Source organism: Nonomuraea sp. KM88 (assembly GCF_052245635.1).
Classification (GTDB): Bacteria; Actinomycetota; Actinomycetes; order Streptosporangiales; family Streptosporangiaceae; genus Nonomuraea.
In genome coordinates, this window is the sequence record NZ_JBQQCC010000002.1 from 767035 (window position 1) to 785786 (window position 18752).

At 70.2% G+C, this 18752-nt stretch carries 15 protein-coding genes; 13 read left to right on the top strand and 2 right to left on the bottom strand.

Annotated features, from left to right (window positions below):
* Positions 1–11: 11 nt before the first annotated feature.
* Complete coding sequence (locus tag ACTWPV_RS09305) at positions 12–1499, top strand: sodium/solute symporter (protein ID WP_347644104.1); 1488 nt, start codon at positions 12–14, stop codon at positions 1497–1499.
* A gap of 9 nt (positions 1500–1508) precedes the next feature.
* Here ACTWPV_RS09305 and ACTWPV_RS09310 read toward each other — a convergent pair whose 3' ends face one another.
* Positions 1509–2540 (bottom strand): LacI family DNA-binding transcriptional regulator, encoded by a 1032-nt coding sequence (locus tag ACTWPV_RS09310; protein ID WP_347644103.1) that lies wholly within the window; start codon positions 2538–2540, stop codon positions 1509–1511.
* Between the two features lie 11 nt (positions 2541–2551).
* Here ACTWPV_RS09310 and ACTWPV_RS09315 point away from each other — a divergent pair, with 11 nt between their 5' ends.
* The 12 genes from ACTWPV_RS09315 (at position 2552) to ACTWPV_RS09370 (ending at position 17025) form a co-directional block, all read left to right on the top strand.
* On the top strand, positions 2552–3709 hold the full coding sequence (locus ACTWPV_RS09315) for a trans-sulfuration enzyme family protein (RefSeq protein ID WP_443151389.1): 1158 nt from the start codon (positions 2552–2554) through the stop codon (positions 3707–3709).
* A 113-nt stretch (positions 3710–3822) separates the two neighbouring features.
* The gene (locus ACTWPV_RS09320) at positions 3823–5076 is read left to right on the top strand and encodes an ABC transporter substrate-binding protein (protein ID WP_443151390.1); all 1254 of its coding nucleotides are present in this window, start codon (positions 3823–3825) and stop codon (positions 5074–5076) included.
* Entirely contained in the window at positions 5073–5981 is a 909-nt protein-coding gene (locus ACTWPV_RS09325) for a carbohydrate ABC transporter permease (protein WP_443151391.1), read from the top strand. The genes ACTWPV_RS09320 and ACTWPV_RS09325 overlap by 4 nt, the downstream gene beginning before the upstream one ends.
* The gene (locus ACTWPV_RS09330; RefSeq protein WP_443151392.1) at positions 5978–6910 is read left to right on the top strand and encodes a carbohydrate ABC transporter permease; all 933 of its coding nucleotides are present in this window, start codon (positions 5978–5980) and stop codon (positions 6908–6910) included. Before ACTWPV_RS09325 ends, ACTWPV_RS09330 begins: the two co-directional genes overlap by 4 nt.
* A gap of 204 nt (positions 6911–7114) precedes the next feature.
* Entirely contained in the window at positions 7115–7405 is a 291-nt protein-coding gene (locus ACTWPV_RS09335; RefSeq protein WP_443151393.1) for a DUF485 domain-containing protein, read from the top strand.
* Between the two features lie 17 nt (positions 7406–7422).
* The gene (locus ACTWPV_RS09340) at positions 7423–9021 is read left to right on the top strand and encodes a solute symporter family protein (RefSeq protein WP_347644352.1); all 1599 of its coding nucleotides are present in this window, start codon (positions 7423–7425) and stop codon (positions 9019–9021) included.
* A 272-nt stretch (positions 9022–9293) separates the two neighbouring features.
* Positions 9294–10685 (top strand): ABC transporter substrate-binding protein, encoded by a 1392-nt coding sequence (locus ACTWPV_RS09345; RefSeq protein ID WP_443151394.1) that lies wholly within the window; start codon positions 9294–9296, stop codon positions 10683–10685.
* A gap of 46 nt (positions 10686–10731) precedes the next feature.
* Entirely contained in the window at positions 10732–11625 is an 894-nt protein-coding gene (locus tag ACTWPV_RS09350) for a carbohydrate ABC transporter permease (protein WP_347644096.1), read from the top strand.
* A complete protein-coding gene (locus tag ACTWPV_RS09355) occupies positions 11622–12449 on the top strand; it encodes a carbohydrate ABC transporter permease (protein ID WP_443151395.1) in 828 nt (275 codons plus the stop codon). The genes ACTWPV_RS09350 and ACTWPV_RS09355 overlap by 4 nt, the downstream gene beginning before the upstream one ends.
* The gene (locus ACTWPV_RS09360) at positions 12446–13798 is read left to right on the top strand and encodes a GH1 family beta-glucosidase (protein ID WP_443151396.1); all 1353 of its coding nucleotides are present in this window, start codon (positions 12446–12448) and stop codon (positions 13796–13798) included. The genes ACTWPV_RS09355 and ACTWPV_RS09360 overlap by 4 nt, the downstream gene beginning before the upstream one ends.
* Before the next feature lie 3 nt (positions 13799–13801).
* On the top strand, positions 13802–15514 hold the full coding sequence (locus ACTWPV_RS09365) for a hypothetical protein (protein WP_443151397.1): 1713 nt from the start codon (positions 13802–13804) through the stop codon (positions 15512–15514).
* Positions 15511–17025: an FAD-dependent oxidoreductase gene (locus tag ACTWPV_RS09370; RefSeq protein WP_443151398.1), complete on the top strand. Its 1515-nt coding sequence runs from the start codon at positions 15511–15513 to the stop codon at positions 17023–17025. Before ACTWPV_RS09365 ends, ACTWPV_RS09370 begins: the two co-directional genes overlap by 4 nt.
* Positions 17026–17052: 27 nt before the next feature.
* On the opposite strand, the gene ACTWPV_RS09375 is transcribed toward ACTWPV_RS09370, so the two are convergent.
* Positions 17053–18732: a beta-N-acetylglucosaminidase domain-containing protein gene (locus tag ACTWPV_RS09375; RefSeq protein WP_443151399.1), complete on the bottom strand. Its 1680-nt coding sequence runs from the start codon at positions 18730–18732 to the stop codon at positions 17053–17055.
* Between the last annotated feature and the right edge of the window lie 20 nt (positions 18733–18752).

Genomic DNA, 18752 nt, shown 5'->3' on the forward strand with positions numbered 1-18752 from the left:
GAGCCGGGCCCATGAGCCTGACGGCGGTGCTGGTGGTCGTGGTCGCGGCCATCCTCATCGGAGCGTTCGGGATCAGGGTCTCGCGCACCACCTCCGACTTCTACGTCGCCTCCCGTACGGTCAGCCCGCTCTGGAACGCCTCCGCCATCGGCGGCGAGTACCTGTCGGCGGCCTCCTTCCTCGGGATCGCCGGGCTCATCCTGTCCTTCGGCGTGGACATGCTCTGGCTGCCCGTCGGCTGGACCGGGGGTTACCTGGTGCTGCTGGTGCTGGTGTCGGCGCCGCTGCGGCGTTCGGGGGCGTACACGCTGCCGGACTTCGCCGAGGCCAGGCTCGAGTCGATGACCGTGCGCCGCACCGCGAGCGTGCTCGTCGTGCTGATCGGCGGGCTCTACCTGATGCCGCAGTTCCAGAGCGCGGGCCTGGTGTTGCGGACCATCACCGGCGCGCCCGTGTGGGCCGGCGGGCTGCTGGTCGCGGGCGTCGTCGCGGTGAACGTGCTGTCGGGAGGCATGCGGTCGATCACGTTCGTGCAGGCGTTCCAGTACTGGCTCAAGCTGACCGCGCTGGCCGTGCCGCTGGTGTTCCTGCTGATGGCGTGGAAGGCCGACGGCGCCCCCGGGGTCACCGCGCTGGACGCGGCCACCTGGCAGGTGCCGCTGGGCGGCGGCAAGGAGTACGGGGTGTACACGACGTACTCGCTGATCCTGGCCACCTTCCTCGGCACCATGGGGCTGCCGCACGTACTCGTGCGGTTCTACACCAATCCCGACGGGCGGGCCGCGCGCCGCACGACGCTGGTGGTGCTGACGCTGCTGGGCGCGTTCTACCTGCTGCCCGCCGTGTACGGGTGGCTGGGCCGCATCTACGCGCCCGACCTGGTGCGTACGGACGCGGTCGTGCTCACCCTGCCCTCCCGCATGATCGGCGGCTCGCTGGGCGACCTGCTGACGGCGCTCGTCACGGCGGGGGCGTTCGCGGCGTTCCTGTCCACCTCGTCGGGGCTGACCGTGTCCGTGGCGGGCGTGATCGCGCAGGACCTGCTCAAGGGCGGGGTGCGCTCGTTCAGGATCGCCACGCTGATGGCGGTGGCGGTGCCGCTGGCCCTGGCGTTGTGGGCGCGGGCGCTGCCCGTGGCGGACGTGGTGGGGCTGGCGTTCGCGGTGGCGGCCTCGTCGTTCTGCCCGCTGCTCGTGCTGGGCATCTGGTGGCGGCGGCTGAGCACCACGGGGGCGCTTGCCGGGCTGTTCGTGGGCGGCGGGCTGGCCTGCGCGGCGGTGCTCGTCACGATCACGGCCGGGCCGTTCGAAGGGCCGGCGGGGGCGCTGCTGGCCCAGCCGGCGGCGTGGACGGTGCCGATCGCGTTCGCGGTGATGGTGTCGGTGTCGTTCCTGACCCCCGACCGGGTGCCGCTCGGCGTGGCCAGGACGATGGTCCGGCTGCACACGCCCGAGGACCTCGACCTCGACCGCGGCGACTGGCGGCCCCGCTCGTCGTGAAGGCGGCCGTCACGGGGGCGGCAGCTCGCCGGAGCCCCTGGCGACCAGTTCCACCGGCACCTTCACCCTGCGGGGCTCCCGGGACGGGTGCAGCAGGAGCTCGACGGCGCTGCGGGCCAGGCGGGTGACGTCGTAGCGGACCACCGTCACCCCGGGGTTGAAGACGCCGGCCAGCGCGAAGTCGTCGAACCCCACGTACGCGGGCCGCTCGGGCCGCTCGCGCAGCGCGTGCAGGATGCCGATCGCGGCCCGGTTGTTGGTGGCGAACAGGGCCGTCGGGGGGTCGGCCAGGTCGAGGAGCCTGCCGACCTCGTACGACACCCGCCGCGGGTCGAACACCCCCCGCACCACGAGCGCGTCGTCGGCCCGCACCCCGGCGGCGCGCAGCGCCTGGCGGTAGCCGGTCGCGCGGTCGTGCACGGAGCTGAGGCCGTCGTCGTCGGAGATCAGGCCGATCCGGCGGTGACCGCCGGCGAGCAGGTGCTCGGTCGCCGCCCGGCCGCCGCGCACGTCGTCGAGCATGACGACGTCGGCCGCCTCCAGGCCTGAGGGCACGCGGTCGACGAAGACCGTGGTGAGGCTCGCGTGCCCGGCCAGCCAGGCGTGGTCGGCCGCCGACGGGACGACGATGAGGGAGTCGACGCCGCGCGTGTACATGGACTCGATCAGCATGCGTTCCTTGTCGGGGCTCTCCTCGTACGAGCCGAACACCACCAGCGCCTCGTGCTCCGCCGCGGCGGCCTCGACCGCGGCGGCCAGGCGGGAGTAGAACTCGTTGGAGATGTTCTCCATCACCAGCCCGAGCGTCAGCATGGTCGCGCCCCTGGCCAGGCGGGCGGCGGCCTCGTTGCGGCGGTAGCCGAGCGTGCTGATGGAGGTCTGCACCCGCTGCCGCAGCGACGCCCTGACGTGCGGCTCCTGGTTGACGACCCGGGAAACGGTCTTGAGGCTGACGCCCGCGTGCCTGGCCACGTCGGCCATGGTCGGCTTGCGCGGGTTCGCTCGCGGGCTCGGCTCCTCAGTCCGCTCCCTCGCTGTCATAGTGTGCCCCCATGGATGACGAATGGATCTGTGGCCGGTTGGGTGAGGACGAGCCGTGGATGCTGGGCGCGGTCAACCCGCCGGTGTTCGAGAACTCGTTGTTCGCGTTCGCGACGGCGGAGGAGCTCGGCGAGGCGGTCAGGAACGAGGACGAGCGCTACGTCTACTGGCGGGGGACCAACCCGACGGTCGATCTCGCTCAGCGTAAGCTGGCCGCGCTCGAGCGGGGGGAGCGGGCCAAGTGTTTCGGCTCGGGCATGGGGGCCATCGCGGCGACGATCTCGTCGCTCGTGTCGGCGGGCGACCACGTGCTGGTGCTGGGCGCGGTCTACGGGCCGACGACTCAGTTCCTGCGCTATCTGGAGAAATTCGGGGTCACGCATACGCACGTGGACGACCTCGCGGGGTGTGACAGCGCTATCAGGGCGAGCACGCGCCTACTCTACTTCGAGTCGCCGTCGTACATGGCCTACGCCGTGGTCGACATCGCCGAGGTGGCCGGGTGGGCGCGGGAGCGGGGGCTGGTGAGCGTGATGGACAACACCTGGTCCACGCCGATCTTCCAGAAGCCGCTGACCATGGGCGTCGACCTGGTGGTGCACTCGCTGTCGAAGTACGCGGGCGGGCACAGCGACCTGGTGGGCGGCGTCGTCGTGGGGCCGTCGCGCCTGATCCGGCCGCTGGCGCTGACCGAGTACCAGCTTTACGGCGCCGCCATGTCGCCGCACGACGCGGCCAAGGTGATCAAGGGGCTGCGGACGCTGCCCGTGCGGATGGCGGCGCACCAGGAGCGAGGGCTGGCGGTGGCGGCCTTCCTGGAGGAGCATCCGGCCGTGCGGGAGGTGAACCACCCGGGGTTGCCGTCGCATCCCGGCCACGCGATCGCGCTGCGGCAGATGTCGGGGTTCTCCAGCCTCTTCAGCCTGGTGCTGAACACGGACTCGCCTCAGGAGGTCGCTGGTTTCCTCGATAGATTGCGATATTTCAGGATTGGCGTGTCGTGGGGAGGCTTCGAGAGCCTGGTGAACGCACCCGCGCTCTCCACGGAGGAGAGCGTACGCGCCACCATGGGCATCCCCGTCGGGCTCGTCCGGCTCTCGGTCGGCCTGGAGCCCGCCGACGAGCTGATCAAGGATCTCGGCCAGGCCCTGGAGGATTCCCTCGCCTGAAGGCGGACCCGCCCGGCACATGGGCCGGCACATGGGCACCGGCGATTGACCGCTGAACGCGGCTGACCATAGCGTGACTGACAGCGCTGTCTAGAACACGCGGGAGACCTGCCATGAAAACCCCCCTCCTGGCGGCCGCGGTCGCCGTCACGCTGGTGCTCGCGGGCTGCGGCTCCGGCTCGTCCTCGGGAGAGGTACGGCTGCGCATGATCGAGAGCCTGACCAGCCCCGACCGCACGAAACTGATCAAGAAGCTGATCGCCGACTTCGAGGAGGCCAACCCCGGCATCGAGGTGGAGCTGATCTCGCCCCCGCTCGACAGCGCCGACCAGAAGATCCTGCAGATCCTCCAGACCAAGAAGGACCTGGACGTGCTGGAGGTCCGCGACCACACGGCCAAGTCGTTCTCCAACAACGGCTGGCTGGCCGAGCTGCCCACCACCGGGTGGTCCGGCTGGTCCGACCTGACCGAGCTCGCCCAGAAGAAGGCGGTCGAGGTCGGCGGCAAGCCCTACCTCATCCCGTACGGGTTCTACCAGCGCACGCTGTTCTACCGTACGGACTGGGGCATGAGCCGGCCGCCGGCCACGTGGCAGGAGCTCTACGAGGCCGGCAGGAAGATGACCACGGGCGACCGGTTCGGCTACTCGTTCAGGGGCGGCAAGGGCGGCGCCGACTACGCGGTCATGATGATCAGCGCGTACAACGGCGAGAAGCTCGACCCCGAGAAGTCCTTCTTCCTGAAGGACAAGAGCACCATCTTCTCCACGCCCGAGGCGGCCGAGGCCCTGGAGCTCTTCGTCAAGATCTTCAAGGAGACCTCACCGCCCGACTCGGTGTCGTGGGGCTTCCCCGAGATGGTGCAGGGCTTCACCTCGGGCGTCACCGGCATGCTCATCCAGGACCCGGAGGTGATCAAGTCGGTGGAGGAGAGCGGCGTCACGGCCTGGTCCACCGCCCCCATCCCCAAGGGCCCCACCGGCTACGCCTTCCAGCCCGTCGGCTACGCGGGATGGGGCGCGACCTCCTTCAGCGAGCACCCGAAGGAGGCGGTCAAGCTGGTGCAGTTCCTGTCGGAGTCCGAGCAGAGCATCGCCTTCGCCAAGGGCAACTCGCTCATCCCGATCTCGAAGCAGGCCCAGAACGACCCGCAGTTCTCGCAGGGCGCGTGGAAGGCGTACCTGGAGGCGCAGCAGGACCCCAAGCAGGTCATCACCATCCGGCCGGTGGACTATCCGGGCTGGAGCCAGTTCACCGTCGACTCCGACCGTGACATCCAGGCGCTGATCACCGGCAAGAAGACGGTCGCCGAGGTGCTCAAGTCGTGGGACGCCTTCTGGACGGACCAGGCGAAGAAGGTCTCTTGAGCACGGCACGCACCGCCGCGGGACGCACCTTCACGATCCGCAGGGCACGGTTCATCCTGCTGTGCCTGCTGCCCGGCGTGGTGTTCGTGGCGCTGTTCACGTACTACCCGATGATCCGCGGCGCGGTGATCGCCTTCCAGCGCTACAACCTGTTCGACCTGACCTCGACCCCGTTCGCCGGCCTGGAGAACTTCCGGGCCGTGCTGGCCGAGGACCGGTTCTGGACGGCGCTGCGCAACACCGGCACGTGGGTGGTCGTGTCGCTGTTCTTCCAGTTCTTCCTCGGCTTCGGGCTGGCGCTGCTGCTGCGCAGGCACTTCCGCGGCCGCGGCCTCTACCAGGCGTGGGTGTTCTTCCCGTGGGCCATGTCGGGGTTCCTCATCGGGCTGCTGTGGCGGTGGATGTTCAACGGTCAGTTCGGCGTGATCAACGACCTGCTGCTCAAGGCGGGCCTCATCGACGAGCGCATCGGCTTCCTCGCCACCCCGGGCTGGGCGATGACCTCGGTGATCGTGGCCAACATCTGGTACGGCGTCACGTTCTTCGCCATCATGATCATGGCCGCGCTGCAGTCGGTGCCCCGCGAGCTCTACGAGGCGGCGTCGGTGGACGGCGCCTCCCGCCTGCGGCAGTTCTGGCACGTGACGCTGCCGCACATCCGGCCCACTCTGGCCCTGATCGTGCTGCTGCGGATCATCTGGATCCTGAACTTCCCCGACCTCATCTACTCGATGACCGGCGGCGGCCCCGCGGGCAGCACCGACATCATCACGACGTTCCTCATCCAGCAGGTCATCGGCGGCGACTACGGCCGTGCAGGCGCGGTCGGCCTGCTCGTGCTCGGCCTGCTGCTCGCCTTCAGCGTCTTCTACCTCAACGCCACCCGATTCGAGAAGGCCCGGTGAACGGCCCGGTGAACGGCCCGGTGAACGGCCCGGTGAACGGCACGGTGAACGGCACGGTGAACGGCACGGTGAACGGCACGGTGAACGGCACGGTGAACGGCACGATGAGACACCTCGCGACCGCGGTGAAGGCCGTCGTGCTGGGCGCCTGGTTGCTGATCACCCTGTTCCCGCTCTACTGGATCCTCGTCACCTCGCTCAAGCCCAAGGCCGAGATCTTCTCGATGCCGCTGAAGTACTGGCCGGGCGAGGTGACGTTCGAGCACTACGAGGAGCTGTTCTCCTTCGCCGACTTCGGCGTCTACCTGATGAACAGCCTGATCGTCTCGCTCGTCTCGGCCGGGGTGGTGACCGCCGTCGGCGTGCTGGGCGGCTACACGCTGGCCCGCTTCGCCTTTCCCGGCAGGGGAGCGGTGATGCTGGCGTTCCTCGTCACGCAGATGATCCCGTTGTTCATCGCGCTCGGGCCGCTCTACCTGCTCATGTCGGATCTCGACCTGCTCAACCGGCTGTCCGGGCTGATGCTGGTGTACGTGGCGATGCTGGTGCCGTTCGCCACGATCATCATGCGCGGCTTCTACGAGCGGGTGCCGGTCGCGCTGGAGGAGGCCGCCCAGGTGGACGGCGCCTCGCGGCTGGTGGCGATGGTCCGGGTGGTGATCCCGGTCATGCTGCCGGGCATCGCGGCCACGTTCATCTTCGCGTTCGTGCAGTGCTGGAACGAGCTGTTCCTGGCGATCACCTTCATCGACAGCGAGGACGCCAAGACCATCCCGGTCGCCATGAACTCCTTCATCACCCAGTACGACATCGACTGGGGCTCGATGGCGGCGGCCACGGTGATCTCCGTGCTGCCGACGCTGGTGCTCTTCGCCGCGATCCGGCGGTACATCGTCGAGGGGCTCACCGCTGGGGCCGTAAAGGGGTGAAAGGGAAAGCCAACCGCTCACCGCGCCATACAGACCTTTCACCGCAGGCCATTCCCACCTAAGCGCCGGACGGCGGCGGCTCGCCGAACAACTCGGCCATGTATCTCCACGACCGGTAGGTTGCGCTCTTACGTTGGGCGTGATCCGCATCACAGTGGAGGGCTCGTGACGACCAAAGAACATGACGCATCGGTTTATGAACAAGTGCAGGGGAGCGATGAGTTCCAGGACCTGAAGAGGCGCTTCCGCCGCTGGACCTTTCCCATGACCGTCGCGTTCCTCGCGTGGTACCTGCTGTACGTGGTGCTGTCGGGATGGGCGCGCGACTTCATGGGGATCAAGTTGTGGGGCGACATCAACGTGGGGCTCGTCCTGGGCCTGCTGCAGTTCGTCTCCACCTTCCTCATCGCGTGGGCGTACTCCAGGCACGCGGAGAAGTCGCTCGACCCGATCGCCGACAAGCTCCGCCACGAGGTTGAGGAGAAGTCGAAGTGAGCTCGACCACCCTGGGGATGATCCTCTTCCTCACGTTCGTCGCCGCCACGCTGGGGATCACCGTCTGGGCGAGCCGGCAGACCAAGACGGCCGCCGACTACTACGCGGGCGGCCGGTCGTTCAGCGGCGCGCAGAACGGCCTGGCGATCGGCGGCGACTACATGTCGGCCGCCTCCTTCCTCGGCATCGCCGGCATCATCGCCCTGTCGGGCTACGACGGGTTCCTGTACTCGATCGGGTTCCTGGTGGCGTGGCTGGTCGCGCTGCTGCTGGTGGCCGAGCTGATGCGCAACTCCGGCAAGTTCACCATGGCCGACGTGCTCGCCTTCCGGATGAGCCCGCGCCCGGTGCGCACCGCCGCTGGCGTGTCCACGATCGTCGTCAGCATCTTCTACCTGCTGGCCCAGATGGTCGGCGCGGGCGCCCTGGTCGGCCTGCTGCTCGGCATCGAGTCGGAGGCGGGCAAGCTCTGGACGATCGTCGGCGTCGGCGCGCTGATGATCGTGTACGTGGTGTTCGGCGGCATGAAGGGCACCACCTGGGTGCAGATCGTCAAGGCCGTGCTGCTGATGACCGGCGCCGCCCTGGTGACGCTGCTGGTGCTGGGCAAGTTCGGCTTCAACCTGTCGGCGCTGCTGAGCCAGGCGGCCACGACGAGCGGCCCGTCGGGCAACACCGGCAGCTTCCTCGTTCCTGGCCTGAAGTACGGTACCGAGGCGCAGGGCCTCGCGGGCAAGATCGACCTGATCAGCCTCGGTCTCGCCCTGGTGCTCGGCACGGCCGGCCTGCCGCACATCCTCATCCGCTTCTACACCGTCCCCACCGCCAAGGACGCCCGCAAGTCCGTGCTGTGGGGCATCGGCATCATCGGCGTGTTCTACCTGCTCACGCTGGTGCTCGGCTTCGGCGCGGCGGCCCTGGTCGGCCGGGAGGAGATCGTCGCCGGCGACCCGGGAGGCAACACGGCGGCGCCGCTGCTCGCGTTGCGGATCGGTGAGGAGATCTTCGGCTCGGTGGGCGGCACGATCCTGCTGGCCTTCATCGGCGCCGTCGCCTTCGCCACGATCCTCGCGGTGGTGGCCGGGCTCACGCTCGCCTCCTCCTCCAGCTTCGCCCACGACCTGTACGCGCACGTCTTCCGGCGCGGCCAGGCCAGCGAGCGGCAGGAGGTCGTGGTGGCCAGGATCTCCGCCCTGGTGATCGGCGCCATCGCCATCGGCCTGAGCATCCTGGCGCAGAGCCAGAACGTCGCCTTCCTGGTGGCGCTGGCGTTCGCCGTCGCCGCCTCGGGCAACCTGCCGGCGATCCTCTACAGCCTGTTCTGGAAGAGGTTCAACACCTCCGGCGCGGTCAGCGCCATCTACGGCGGCCTGCTGTCCGCCCTGGTGCTGGTGATCTTCTCGCCGGTGGTCTCCGGGGGTCCTGCGGCGCTGTTCAAGGACGCCGACTTCTCCTGGTTCCCGCTGAGCAACCCGGGCATCGTCTCGATCCCGCTCGGCTTCCTCTGCGGCTGGCTGGGCACGATCATGAGCAAGGAGTACAACGCCGCCAAGTACGCCGAGATCGAGGTCCGCTCCCTCACCGGCGTCGGCTCGGAGAAGGCCGCCGACCACTGACACCTTTCTCCTCCGCGGGCCCGGCCTCCCCAGGCCGGGCCCTTTGTGCTGTATCGGGCTGTCTCGTAGGGGTTTGCGGGCATTTGGGCGGGCGTCCCACACCCGCCCTTGTCGCTAACGACACAGAAACGCAGTGATGTGAGTGGTTGACGGGATTTCAGCGGTATGGGTACGTTCTCAGATGTGTGAACGTTGCCACACTGGCCTGGCGCCACGTGGCCGTCATCAGCATGCCTGATGCCCCGCTTGCTCAGTGTGGAGGCGAAAACCCCATGAGATCCCCCCTCGTCCGCTGGTCCGTCGTGTCGGTGTCGCTGGCGCTGGCCCTCACCTCGTGTGCCAAGGGCACCGGTGGCGGCGCCGCCCCGACCCCGTCGGCCGGCCAGTTCAACCCCGGTGCCACGTTCAGCGGCTCCATCTCCGTGATGGGCTTCGGCGCGACCGACGAGATCGGGACGACCCGCGTCGACCTGGCCGAGAAGGCCCTCGGCGGCGCGAAGATCAAGCTGATCGAGGGTGACCTCGACATCCAGCAGTTCCTGTCCGCCGTCGCCGCCGGCGACCCGCCGGACATCATCTACGCCAACCGCGACCAGATCGGCACCTTCGCCTCACGCGGCGCGATCATGCCGCTGACCGAGTGCATCAAGGGCGAGTCGATCGACACCTCGATGTACAACGAGAACGCGCTCGGTCAGGTGACGTTCGGCGAGCAGATCTGGGCCGTTCCCGAGTTCAACCAGGTCCAGATCACCATGGCCAACGGCGACCTGCTCAAGGAGGCCGGGCTGACGATCGAGGACGTCAACGGCTCCGACTGGAGCAAGATCACCGCCGCGGCCGAGAAACTGGTCAAGACACCCGGCGGCAAGCTCAAGGTGATCGGCTACGACAGCAAGCTGCCGGAGTTCCTGCCGCTGTGGGCCAAGGCCAACGGCGCCGACCTGCTGTCGGCCGACGGCAGGACCGCCCAGCTCAACAACCCCGCCGTGGTCAAGGCGCTGGAGTTCGCCGTCGGCGTCTACGACGCGCAGGGCGGCTTCGCCAAGGTCAAGGCCGCGCGCGACTCCGCCGACTTCTTCGGCAAGGGCAACCAGTTCGCCAAGAACGAGCTGGGCGCCATGGCGATGGAGCAGTGGTACGTCAACGTCCTCAACGACGTCTCGCCCAAGGCGTCCCTGGTCTTCGACACCTTCCGCACTCCGCAGGGCCAGCCCCTGGCCTACTCCTCCGGCTCGTCGTGGGCCATCCCCAAGGGCTCCAAGAACCCCGGCGCCGCCTGCCGCTTCGCCAAGACCATGACGCTCGTGGACACCTGGAAGGCCGCCGCCCAGGCCCGCCTGGACAAGCGCAAGGCCGAAGGCAAGCCCTTCACCGGCGTGCTCACCGGCAACGTCAAGGCCGACGCGGAGATCGAGAAGATGCTCACCTCGGGCGGCGAGCCCTGGGACGCGGGCGTCAAGGCCGTCTACGAGGCCAACGAGAACACCTTCAGCCTTCCCGCCAACCCGGCCGACAAGGAGTTCAAGGACGCCTGGCAGGGCGCCGTGAACCGCGTGCTCAACGGCCAGGACGAGCCGAAGGCCGCGCTCGACAAGGCCCAGCAGGACGCTCAGAAGGCGCTCGACGAGGCATGGGCCGGCTGGACGAAGCGTACGAACTGAGATGCCCCGCTCCCGCTCCCACTCCCGGCCCTCGATCAGGTCGTCCATGCGGTTCGTCGAGACCCGGGCGGCGCTGCTGTTCATCAGCCCGTGGATCCTCGGCTTCCTGATCTTCACCGCGTGGCCCGTCATCAACAGCGCCTACCTGTCGCTGACCGACTACGACGTGATCAACGACCCGTCGTTCGTCGGGCTCGACAACTACCGGACCCTCTTCGAGGATCCCAAGGTCGGGCTGGCGCTCAGGAACACGTTCATCTTCATGGTGATGTCGGTCCCGGCCCAGCTGGTCGTCTCCCTGGGCCTGGCGCTGCTGCTCAACAGCGCCACCAAGGCCACCGGCTTCTTCCGCACGGCGTTCTTCCTGCCCAAGATGACGCCGCCGGTCGCCGTCGGCATCCTGCTGCTGATGCTGTTCAACGGGCAGAGCGGCCTGATCAACGGCTTCCTCGGCATCTTCGGCATCGACGGGCCCGCGTGGACCACCGACCCCGACTGGGTCAAGCCCGGCCTGGTGCTGATGAGCCTGTGGACCGTCGGCTCGTCGGTGGTCATCATCCTGGCCGCGCTGCGCGGCGTCCCCCAGGAGCTGTACGACTCCGCCGTCGTCGACGGGGCCGGCTGGTGGAAGCGCACGCTGCGCATCACCGTGCCGATGATCAGTCCCACCCTGTTCTTCCTGTTCATCGTGGACAGCATCAACGCCCTGCAGTCGTTCACGGAGGCGTACACCGCCTTCTTCGGCTCGGGCAACACCACCTACAGCAACGACGCCGCGCTGTTCTACGCCATCTACCTGTTCCAGCAGGCCTTCGAGTTCCTGCACATGGGCTACGCCTCCGCCCTGGCCTGGCTGCTGTTCATCGTGATCATGGCGATCACGGCCGTGCAGATCCTGGTGACCAGGCGGTTCGTCCACTACGAAGGGGGGAACCCGTGAGGCGCGCCCGGTTGATCCTGACGTGGATCGCGCTGAGCGCGTTCGCCATCGCGTTCATCTACCCGTTCGTCTGGCTGCTCAGCGCTTCCTTCAAGCCGCGCAGCGAGGTGTTCGACAACCGGCTGATCCCCGAGACGTTCACCTTCGACAACTACCTCCAGGTCTGGCAGGAGGCGCCGCTGGCGTTGTGGATGGCGAACACGCTCTTCGTGACCGTGCTGGCGGCGGTCGCCGTGACGATCACGAGCGCGATGGTGGCGTGGGGCTTCGCCTACTTCCGCTTCCCCGGCAGGGGCGCGCTGTTCGGCGTCGTGCTCGGCACGATGATGTTGCCGGGCGCGGTCACCATGATCCCGGTGTTCCTCATCTGGAACTCGCTCGGCATGGTCGGCACGCTGACGCCGCTCTGGGCCCAGAACCTGTTCGGCAGCGCCTTCTACATCTTCCTGCTGCGCCAGTTCTTCCTCGGGCTGCCGCGCGAGCCGTTCGAGGCGGCGAAGATCGACGGCGCGAACAACTGGCAGATCTTCACCAGGATCGCCCTGCCGCTGTGCAAGCCGGCGGTCGTGGTGACGCTGCTGTTCGAGTTCCAGGCGGCCTGGACCGACCTGATGCGGCCGCTCATCTACCTGCGCGACTCCAGCACGTTCACCGTGCCGCGCGGGCTGAAGGCGCTGCTCGACCAGTTCGGGTTCGGCGGCGACTGGCACTGGGAGATCGTCATGACGGCCAGCGTGATCACCACTATCCCGATGATCATCCTGTTCTTCATCGGCCAGAAACACTTCGTCAAGGGCATCGCGACCACGGGGAGCAAGGGATGAGCTTTCCCGGCGGGTTCCTCTGGGGCGCGGGCACGTCCGCGTACCAGATCGAGGGCCACCACGGCAGGGGCGAGTCGGTGTGGGACGTGTTCTGCCGCCGGCCCGGCGCCGTCGAGGGCGGCGGCGACGGCTCCCGGGCGTGCGACTCTTTCGTGCGCTGGCGTGAGGACGTCGAGCTGGTCAAGGAGCTCGGGCTGCGCGCCTACCGCTTCTCCACCGGCTGGTCACGGGTCATGCCCGACGGCGTGCGCCCCGACCCGAAGGCGCTCGACCACTACGAGCGCTTCGCCGACGCGCTGCTCGAAGCGGGGGCAGAGCCCGTGCTCACGCTCAACCACTGGGACATGCCCGCCGCGCTGACCGGCGGCTGGGCCGAGCGCGCCACCGTGGCCGCCTTCGCCGCCTACACCGAGGCGGTCGCCGGGCGGCTGGCCGACCGCGTCACCTGGTGGATCACCCAGAACGAGCCGTGGATCATCCAGCTGCTCGGCTACCAGCTCGGCCTGCACGCCCCCGGCGTCGCCGACCTGGGCACGGCCGTCAGAGCCGGTCACCACGTGCTGCTCGGCCACGGCGCGGCGGCCGACGTGCTGCACGCCCACCCCGGCGTGCTGGCCGGCGCGGCGCTCAGCCTCTTCCCCTGCGACCCGGCCACCGACAGCGAGGCCGACCGGGCCGCCGCCACCGGCTCCGACGGCTACGTCAACCGGTGGTACCTCGACCCGCTGCTCGCCGGCGGCTACCCCGCCGACATGCGCGAGCACTGGGAACGGGCGCTCGGCCACGGCCTGGACTTCATCCAGGACGACGACGAGGCCGCCATCGGCGGGCGCAGCGACTTCCTCGGCGTCAACTACTACACCAGGCGCGTCATGGCCGCCGCGCCGCCCGGCCCGTTCCCCTGGCGGGTCGTCGGGCCCGGCGGCGACGTGGCCAGGACCGACGAGGGATGGGAGATCAACGCGGCGGCGCTGCGCGACCTGCTGATCGGCCTGAGCCGCCGCTTCCCCGCCACGCCGCTGATGGTCACCGAGAACGGCGGCGTCTTCGGCGACACGCCCGCACACGACGGCCGGGTCCACGACATCCGCAGGATCGTTTTCCTGCGCGACCACGTGGCGGCCGTCGGCGAGGCCATCGACGCGGGGGCCGACGTGCGCGGCTACCTCCACTGGTCGCTCATGGACAACTTCGAGTGGGCGCTGGGCTACCGGCCCAGGTTCGGGCTCGTCCACGTCGACTACGCGACCGGCGCCCGGACGATCAAGGACTCCGGGCGCTACTACGCCCGGCTCATCGCCGGGGGCGGCGCCGCCCCCGCCCTGCCCAGGATCGAGGCTTACGGCTAGACCATGCGGATCACCACCACGGACACCGCCTACCACCTGGACAGCGGGCACTACCGGCTGACCGTCTCGCGCACCGACCCCAGCGCCGAGCTGGAAGGCTGGCTGACGCTCAGCCTCATCGCCTCCGTCTCCACCAGGAGCGACCGCGACGAGACGTACGAGACATCGCCGCCCGTGCTCGCCGAGCGCGGCGACGTGGCGGTCTTCGACTTCCCGCAGCGCTCGACCGCGTGGGAGGCCAAGACGGTCCGCCTCACCTGCACCCCCGAGACGATCGCGCTGGAGGTGCGGGTCGAGGGCGACGGCGTGATCGGCGACGTGACGCTGCTCGGCGGGCGGGCCGTGCTCAACACCCGCGCGGCCGGCACGTTCCGCTCGGCGGTGCACGCGCGCGGCGTCTTCAACCCCACGCCCACGCACCCGGTGCACGTGGTGCGTCCCGTGTCGGCGCCGCTCGCCCTCACCGTGATCGGCGACGCCTCGCCGGGCCGCCTGCACGCCGTCTTCTCGCCGCCGCCGCTGGCCCTGGCCTTCAGCAAGGAGGAGCCCGACGGCGGCGCGACCTCCGTACCAGAAGGCCCCTGGCTGGGGGCGTCGGTGCGCGCCGGGATCGCGGACCTGACCTTCACCGAGCTCAGGTACGAGCCGCTCGACGGCGGCGCGCTGCTGCGGCTGGACTACGAGTGCCAGACGGCGGTGAGCGGCGCGTGGACGTCGCCTGCTGTGGTGTTCCGCGCCGCGTCGTCCCCCTGGGAGGCCATCTCCCACCACCGGGAGGACCTCGTCGAGCACGGCCTGGCCCCGCGGGGGCCGGTCGCGGAGCGGCACGACTGGTGGAGCGGGACGATCTTCTGCGGCTGGGGCGCCCAGTGCGCCCGGGCCGACGGACGTTCCCCGGTCGAGCTGTCCCGGCAGGACCTCTACGACACGTGGCTGGCCAGGCTGGAGGAGCACGGCGTCGTGCCCGCCACCGTCGTCATCGACGACCGGTGGCAGCTCACCTACGGCAACCAGGAACCCGACCCCGACAAGTGGCCCAGGTTGCGCGAGTGGATCGCCGACCGGCACGCGCGCGGGCAGCGGGTGCTGCTGTGGTGGCGCGCGTGGTCGCCCGACGGGCTGCCCGCCGAGGAGTGCGTGACCGACGCCGCGGGCCGCGCCGTCGCCGCCGACCCGTCCAACCCCGCCTACCGGCGCAGGATCGGCGAGATCATGCGCCGGCTGCTCGGCGACCTCGACGCCGACGGATTCAAGATCGACTTCACGCAGTGGTTCCCCAGCGGATCGCACCTCAAGGCGTACGGCTCCACGTGGGGGCTCTCCCTCCTGCACGAACTGCTCGGCACCATGTACGCCGCCGCCAAACGCGTCAAGCCCGACGCCCTGATGATCACCCACACCCCGCACCCCGCGTTCGCGGACGTCAGCGACATGATCAGGCTCAACGACGTGCTGGAGCTCGACGCCCGCGGCGAGCCCGTGCCCGCCGTCGACCAGCTCCGCTTCCGCCACGCGGTGGCCGTCCACGCCATGCCGGAGCACCTCGTCGACACCGACCAGTGGCCCATGCCGAGCCGGGCCGACTGGCTCGCCTACGCGCGGGAACAACCGTCGCTCGGCGTGCCCGCCCTCTACTACGTGGAGTCCATCGACAACACCGGCGAACCCATCACCGGCGACGACCTGCGCCAGGTGGCGCGGTGGTGGCGGCGATGAGGCAGGCCGAGGTGGTCGTGTACGGCGCCACGTCGGCGGGCGTGTGCGCCGCCGTCGCCGCCGCCCGCCGCGGCCTCGACACCGTGCTGCTCGAACCCGGCCGGCACGTCGGCGGCATGACCTCCGGCGGGCTCGGCTACACCGACATCGGCGACTCGCGCGTGCTCGGCGGGATGGCCGCCGAGTTCCGCCAGGCGGTCGCCGACGCCTACGGCGTGGCTCCCGGCCACTACGCCGGGCCGGAGCCGCACGTCGCCGAGGGCATCTTCGTGGCGTGGCTGGAACGCGCCGGCGTGGAGGTCGTGTACGACGCCCCGCTCCGCACGGTGGTCACCTCAGGGGACCGCATCTTCTCCGCCGTCACCCGCCAGGGCGACTACACCGCCGGCGCCTTCGTGGACGCGAGCTACGAGGGCGACCTGATGGCCGCCGCGGGTGTGTCGTACCGGGTGGGCAGGGAGGACCGCACGCTGCACGGCGAGACCCTCGCCGGGCGGCGCGAGGTCGTGCCCGGCATGCACAACTTCCCGCCGTGGATCTCCCCGTTCCGCGCCGACGGCACGCTGCTGCCGCAGGTCGCCGACGGGCCCATGGCCGAGGTGGGCGCCGGCGACGGCGGCGTCATGTCGTACGGCTACCGCGTCTGCCTGACCAGCGCCGGCGACCGCATACCGATCGAGCGGCGGCCCGGCTACGACGAGGAGCACTGGGAGCTCGGACGGCGGTTGTTCCGCCACTGGCGCGAGCAGGGCGTCGAGCCCCGCGCCGGACGCCTCGTCGGCCTGGCGCCGAACCTCCCGAACGGCAAGTGCGACGGCAACTCGCTCGGGCCGTTCTCTCTCAGCGTGCTCGACCGCTCCGCCTGGGACTACCCCGACGCGGGCCGCGGCGAGCGCGAGCGCATCCGGCTGCACCACCTGCACCACGCCCAGGACCTGCTGTACTTCCTCTCCCACGACCCCGAGGTGCCCGCGAGCGTGCGGGCCGAGCTGGGGCGCTGGGGGTTGCCGCCCGACGAGTTCGCCGACACCGGCCACCTGCCGCACCAGCTGTACGTGCGGGAGGCGCGGCGGATGCTGGGGGACAGGCACCTGACGGAACACGACCTCGTCCGGAGCCGCCCGCAGCCGGACGCCGTCGCGATGGGCTCGTACCACCTCGACATCCGCGAAGTGCAGCGGACCTGGCGGCAGGTGTACGAGCATCCCGACCCGGTGCCGATGGTCGTCACCGAGGGCTACCTGTCGGTGGGGGTCGCCCCCTACCAGATCCCGTACGCGGCGATCGTGCCCCGGCGCGCGGAATGCGGCAACCTCGTGGTGCCGGTGTGCCTGTCGGCTTCGCACGTGGCGTTCTCCTCCATCCGGATGGAGGTGCAGTACCAGATGCTCGGTCACGCCGCCGGGCTCGCCGCGGCGCAGGCGGCGGGGAGCGGCAAGGCGGTGCAGGACATCGACGTCACCGCCCTTCAGGACGACCTCTCCGCCGCCGGCCAGGTGCTCTCCCTCTGACCGCGCCGCCCTGAGCGGCCGGCGCGGTCAGGGCGTGGCGGAGTGGCCGGCCTGCTCCAGGGCGGCCCGGACGAACGGCGGGATGACCCGGCGCAGGACGTTCGCCTTGTGCTCCTCGGCCCTGGCCAGCGCCCGCGCCACGGCGGCGGCCCGGGCGGGCCGGGCGTCCGGGACGGCGGCGAGCAGGTCGAGGGCCGTCAGGCCCGCCACGGCCATGTCCTTGGCGGCCGCCACCCAGCGGGCCAGCTCCGCGGCGATCGGCCCCGGCACGTCCGGCGGCAGCTCGGCCAGCCGGGTCAGCTCGGCGCGCAGCCGTGCGGACGGCTCGCCCTTCAGCGCGTCCGCGCACAGGGACGTGAGCACCGGGCTCTGGTCAGCGCCGGGAGGCCAGGACGAGCACGCCTCCACCAGCGGCAGCAGCTCCGTGACGCCCGGCAGCAACCGCACCGCGCGCTCGTGGGAGCGGGCCGGGTCGTAGGCCGCCGGATGCCAGGCGTAGTCGGCCACGGTCGTGAGCGCGATCCGCGACGCCGCCGCCTCCACCATCGGGTTGGCCGTGATGCCCTCCAGCGGTACGCCGTCCAGCTCCGTCGCCCGCCCGACCAGCGGACCCAGGAAGACCCGGTCGAAGTCGAAGTCGTTGACCGGGAAGTTGTCCCACAGGGCGACGCGGTGGCCGTAGGAGAGCGCGGCGGCGGTCATGTCGCGCGCGGAGATCTCGCCCACCACGATGTCGGACCCGGTCCACCAGACCAGCACGTCCGGCGGCAGCTCGGCGGCGAGCCGGTCGCGGTAGGCCGTCGCGCCGGTGCCGGCGTAGTCGGTGGGCACCATGGTCAGCGGCCGGTCGGCCCCGCGCGTGGCCAGGAACCCCGTGGCGAAGTCGCGGCAGACGGCCGCGTGGGCGCTCGCGCTCGCCCCCTCCCGCGTGCCGAACTCCTCCCTGTCGGGCTCGTGCCGCAGCTCGGGCGGGATGTCGTCGAAGAGCAGCGCGAACTCCCTGACGCCCACCTCCCACACCTGCTCCGCCTTGGCCCGCAGCGCCGCCCGCTCCCCGGCGTCGCTGTAGACCATCGACAGGCCGGGGCTCAGCGCGAACACGAACCTGACGTGCCGCGCCGCCGCCTCCGCCACCAGCTCGGCCAGCCTCGCCAGCTCCTCCTCCGGGTACGGCTCCCGCCACCGCTCCCGGTGGAACGGGTCGTCCTTGGGGGCGTAGACGTAGGCGTTGAGCTTGTGCCTGCCGGAGAAGCGCAGGTGTTCCATGCGGGCGTCGTGGGTCCACGGAGTGCCGTAGAAACCCTCGATGGTGCCCCGGAGCGGCAGGTCGGGCCAGTCGCGTATCTCGGCCTCCGGCACGCACACCCGATGCTCGGAGCAGTGGGCTCCCGGGGCCGCCGTCAGGGCGAGCAGCGTCTGCGCGCCGTAGAAGGCGCCCGCGGGGTCCGCGCCGACGATCAGCACGCGGTCGCGGGCGGCGCTCAGCGTGTATCCCTCCGGCGGCAGCCCGGCCGCGGCGTCCACCCGCACCTCCACCTCCACCGGTGGGGCGTCCCGCCCTTCGGGTGCGTTGGAGGACCCGAGAGCGCGCAGGGCGGCGGTGGCGGTGGCGGGGCCGGGCTGGATGCGGCATCCGCTGAGGTCCACGTGCGACCGGCCGACATTGATCGTTTTCGGATGGGGGACGATCCAGTCCAGGGCATGCATTGTGGGAACGATACCGGATA

Excerpts from the sequence above, each read along its gene's own strand:
- ACTWPV_RS09305 (WP_347644104.1), top strand. The coding sequence starts at position 12 with ATGAGCCTGACGGCGGTGCTGGTGGTCGTGGTCGCGGCCATCCTCATC.
- ACTWPV_RS09310 (WP_347644103.1), bottom strand. The coding sequence starts at position 2,540 with ATGACAGCGAGGGAGCGGACTGAGGAGCCGAGCCCGCGAGCGAACCCG.
- ACTWPV_RS09315 (WP_443151389.1), top strand. The coding sequence starts at position 2,552 with ATGGATGACGAATGGATCTGTGGCCGGTTGGGTGAGGACGAGCCGTGG.
- ACTWPV_RS09320 (WP_443151390.1), top strand. The coding sequence starts at position 3,823 with ATGAAAACCCCCCTCCTGGCGGCCGCGGTCGCCGTCACGCTGGTGCTC.
- ACTWPV_RS09340 (WP_347644352.1), top strand. The coding sequence starts at position 7,423 with ATGATCCTCTTCCTCACGTTCGTCGCCGCCACGCTGGGGATCACCGTC.
- ACTWPV_RS09345 (WP_443151394.1), top strand. The coding sequence starts at position 9,294 with ATGAGATCCCCCCTCGTCCGCTGGTCCGTCGTGTCGGTGTCGCTGGCG.
- ACTWPV_RS09350 (WP_347644096.1), top strand. The coding sequence starts at position 10,732 with ATGCGGTTCGTCGAGACCCGGGCGGCGCTGCTGTTCATCAGCCCGTGG.
- ACTWPV_RS09360 (WP_443151396.1), top strand. The coding sequence starts at position 12,446 with ATGAGCTTTCCCGGCGGGTTCCTCTGGGGCGCGGGCACGTCCGCGTAC.
- ACTWPV_RS09365 (WP_443151397.1), top strand. The coding sequence starts at position 13,802 with ATGCGGATCACCACCACGGACACCGCCTACCACCTGGACAGCGGGCAC.
- ACTWPV_RS09370 (WP_443151398.1), top strand. The coding sequence starts at position 15,511 with ATGAGGCAGGCCGAGGTGGTCGTGTACGGCGCCACGTCGGCGGGCGTG.
- ACTWPV_RS09375 (WP_443151399.1), bottom strand. The coding sequence starts at position 18,732 with ATGCATGCCCTGGACTGGATCGTCCCCCATCCGAAAACGATCAATGTC.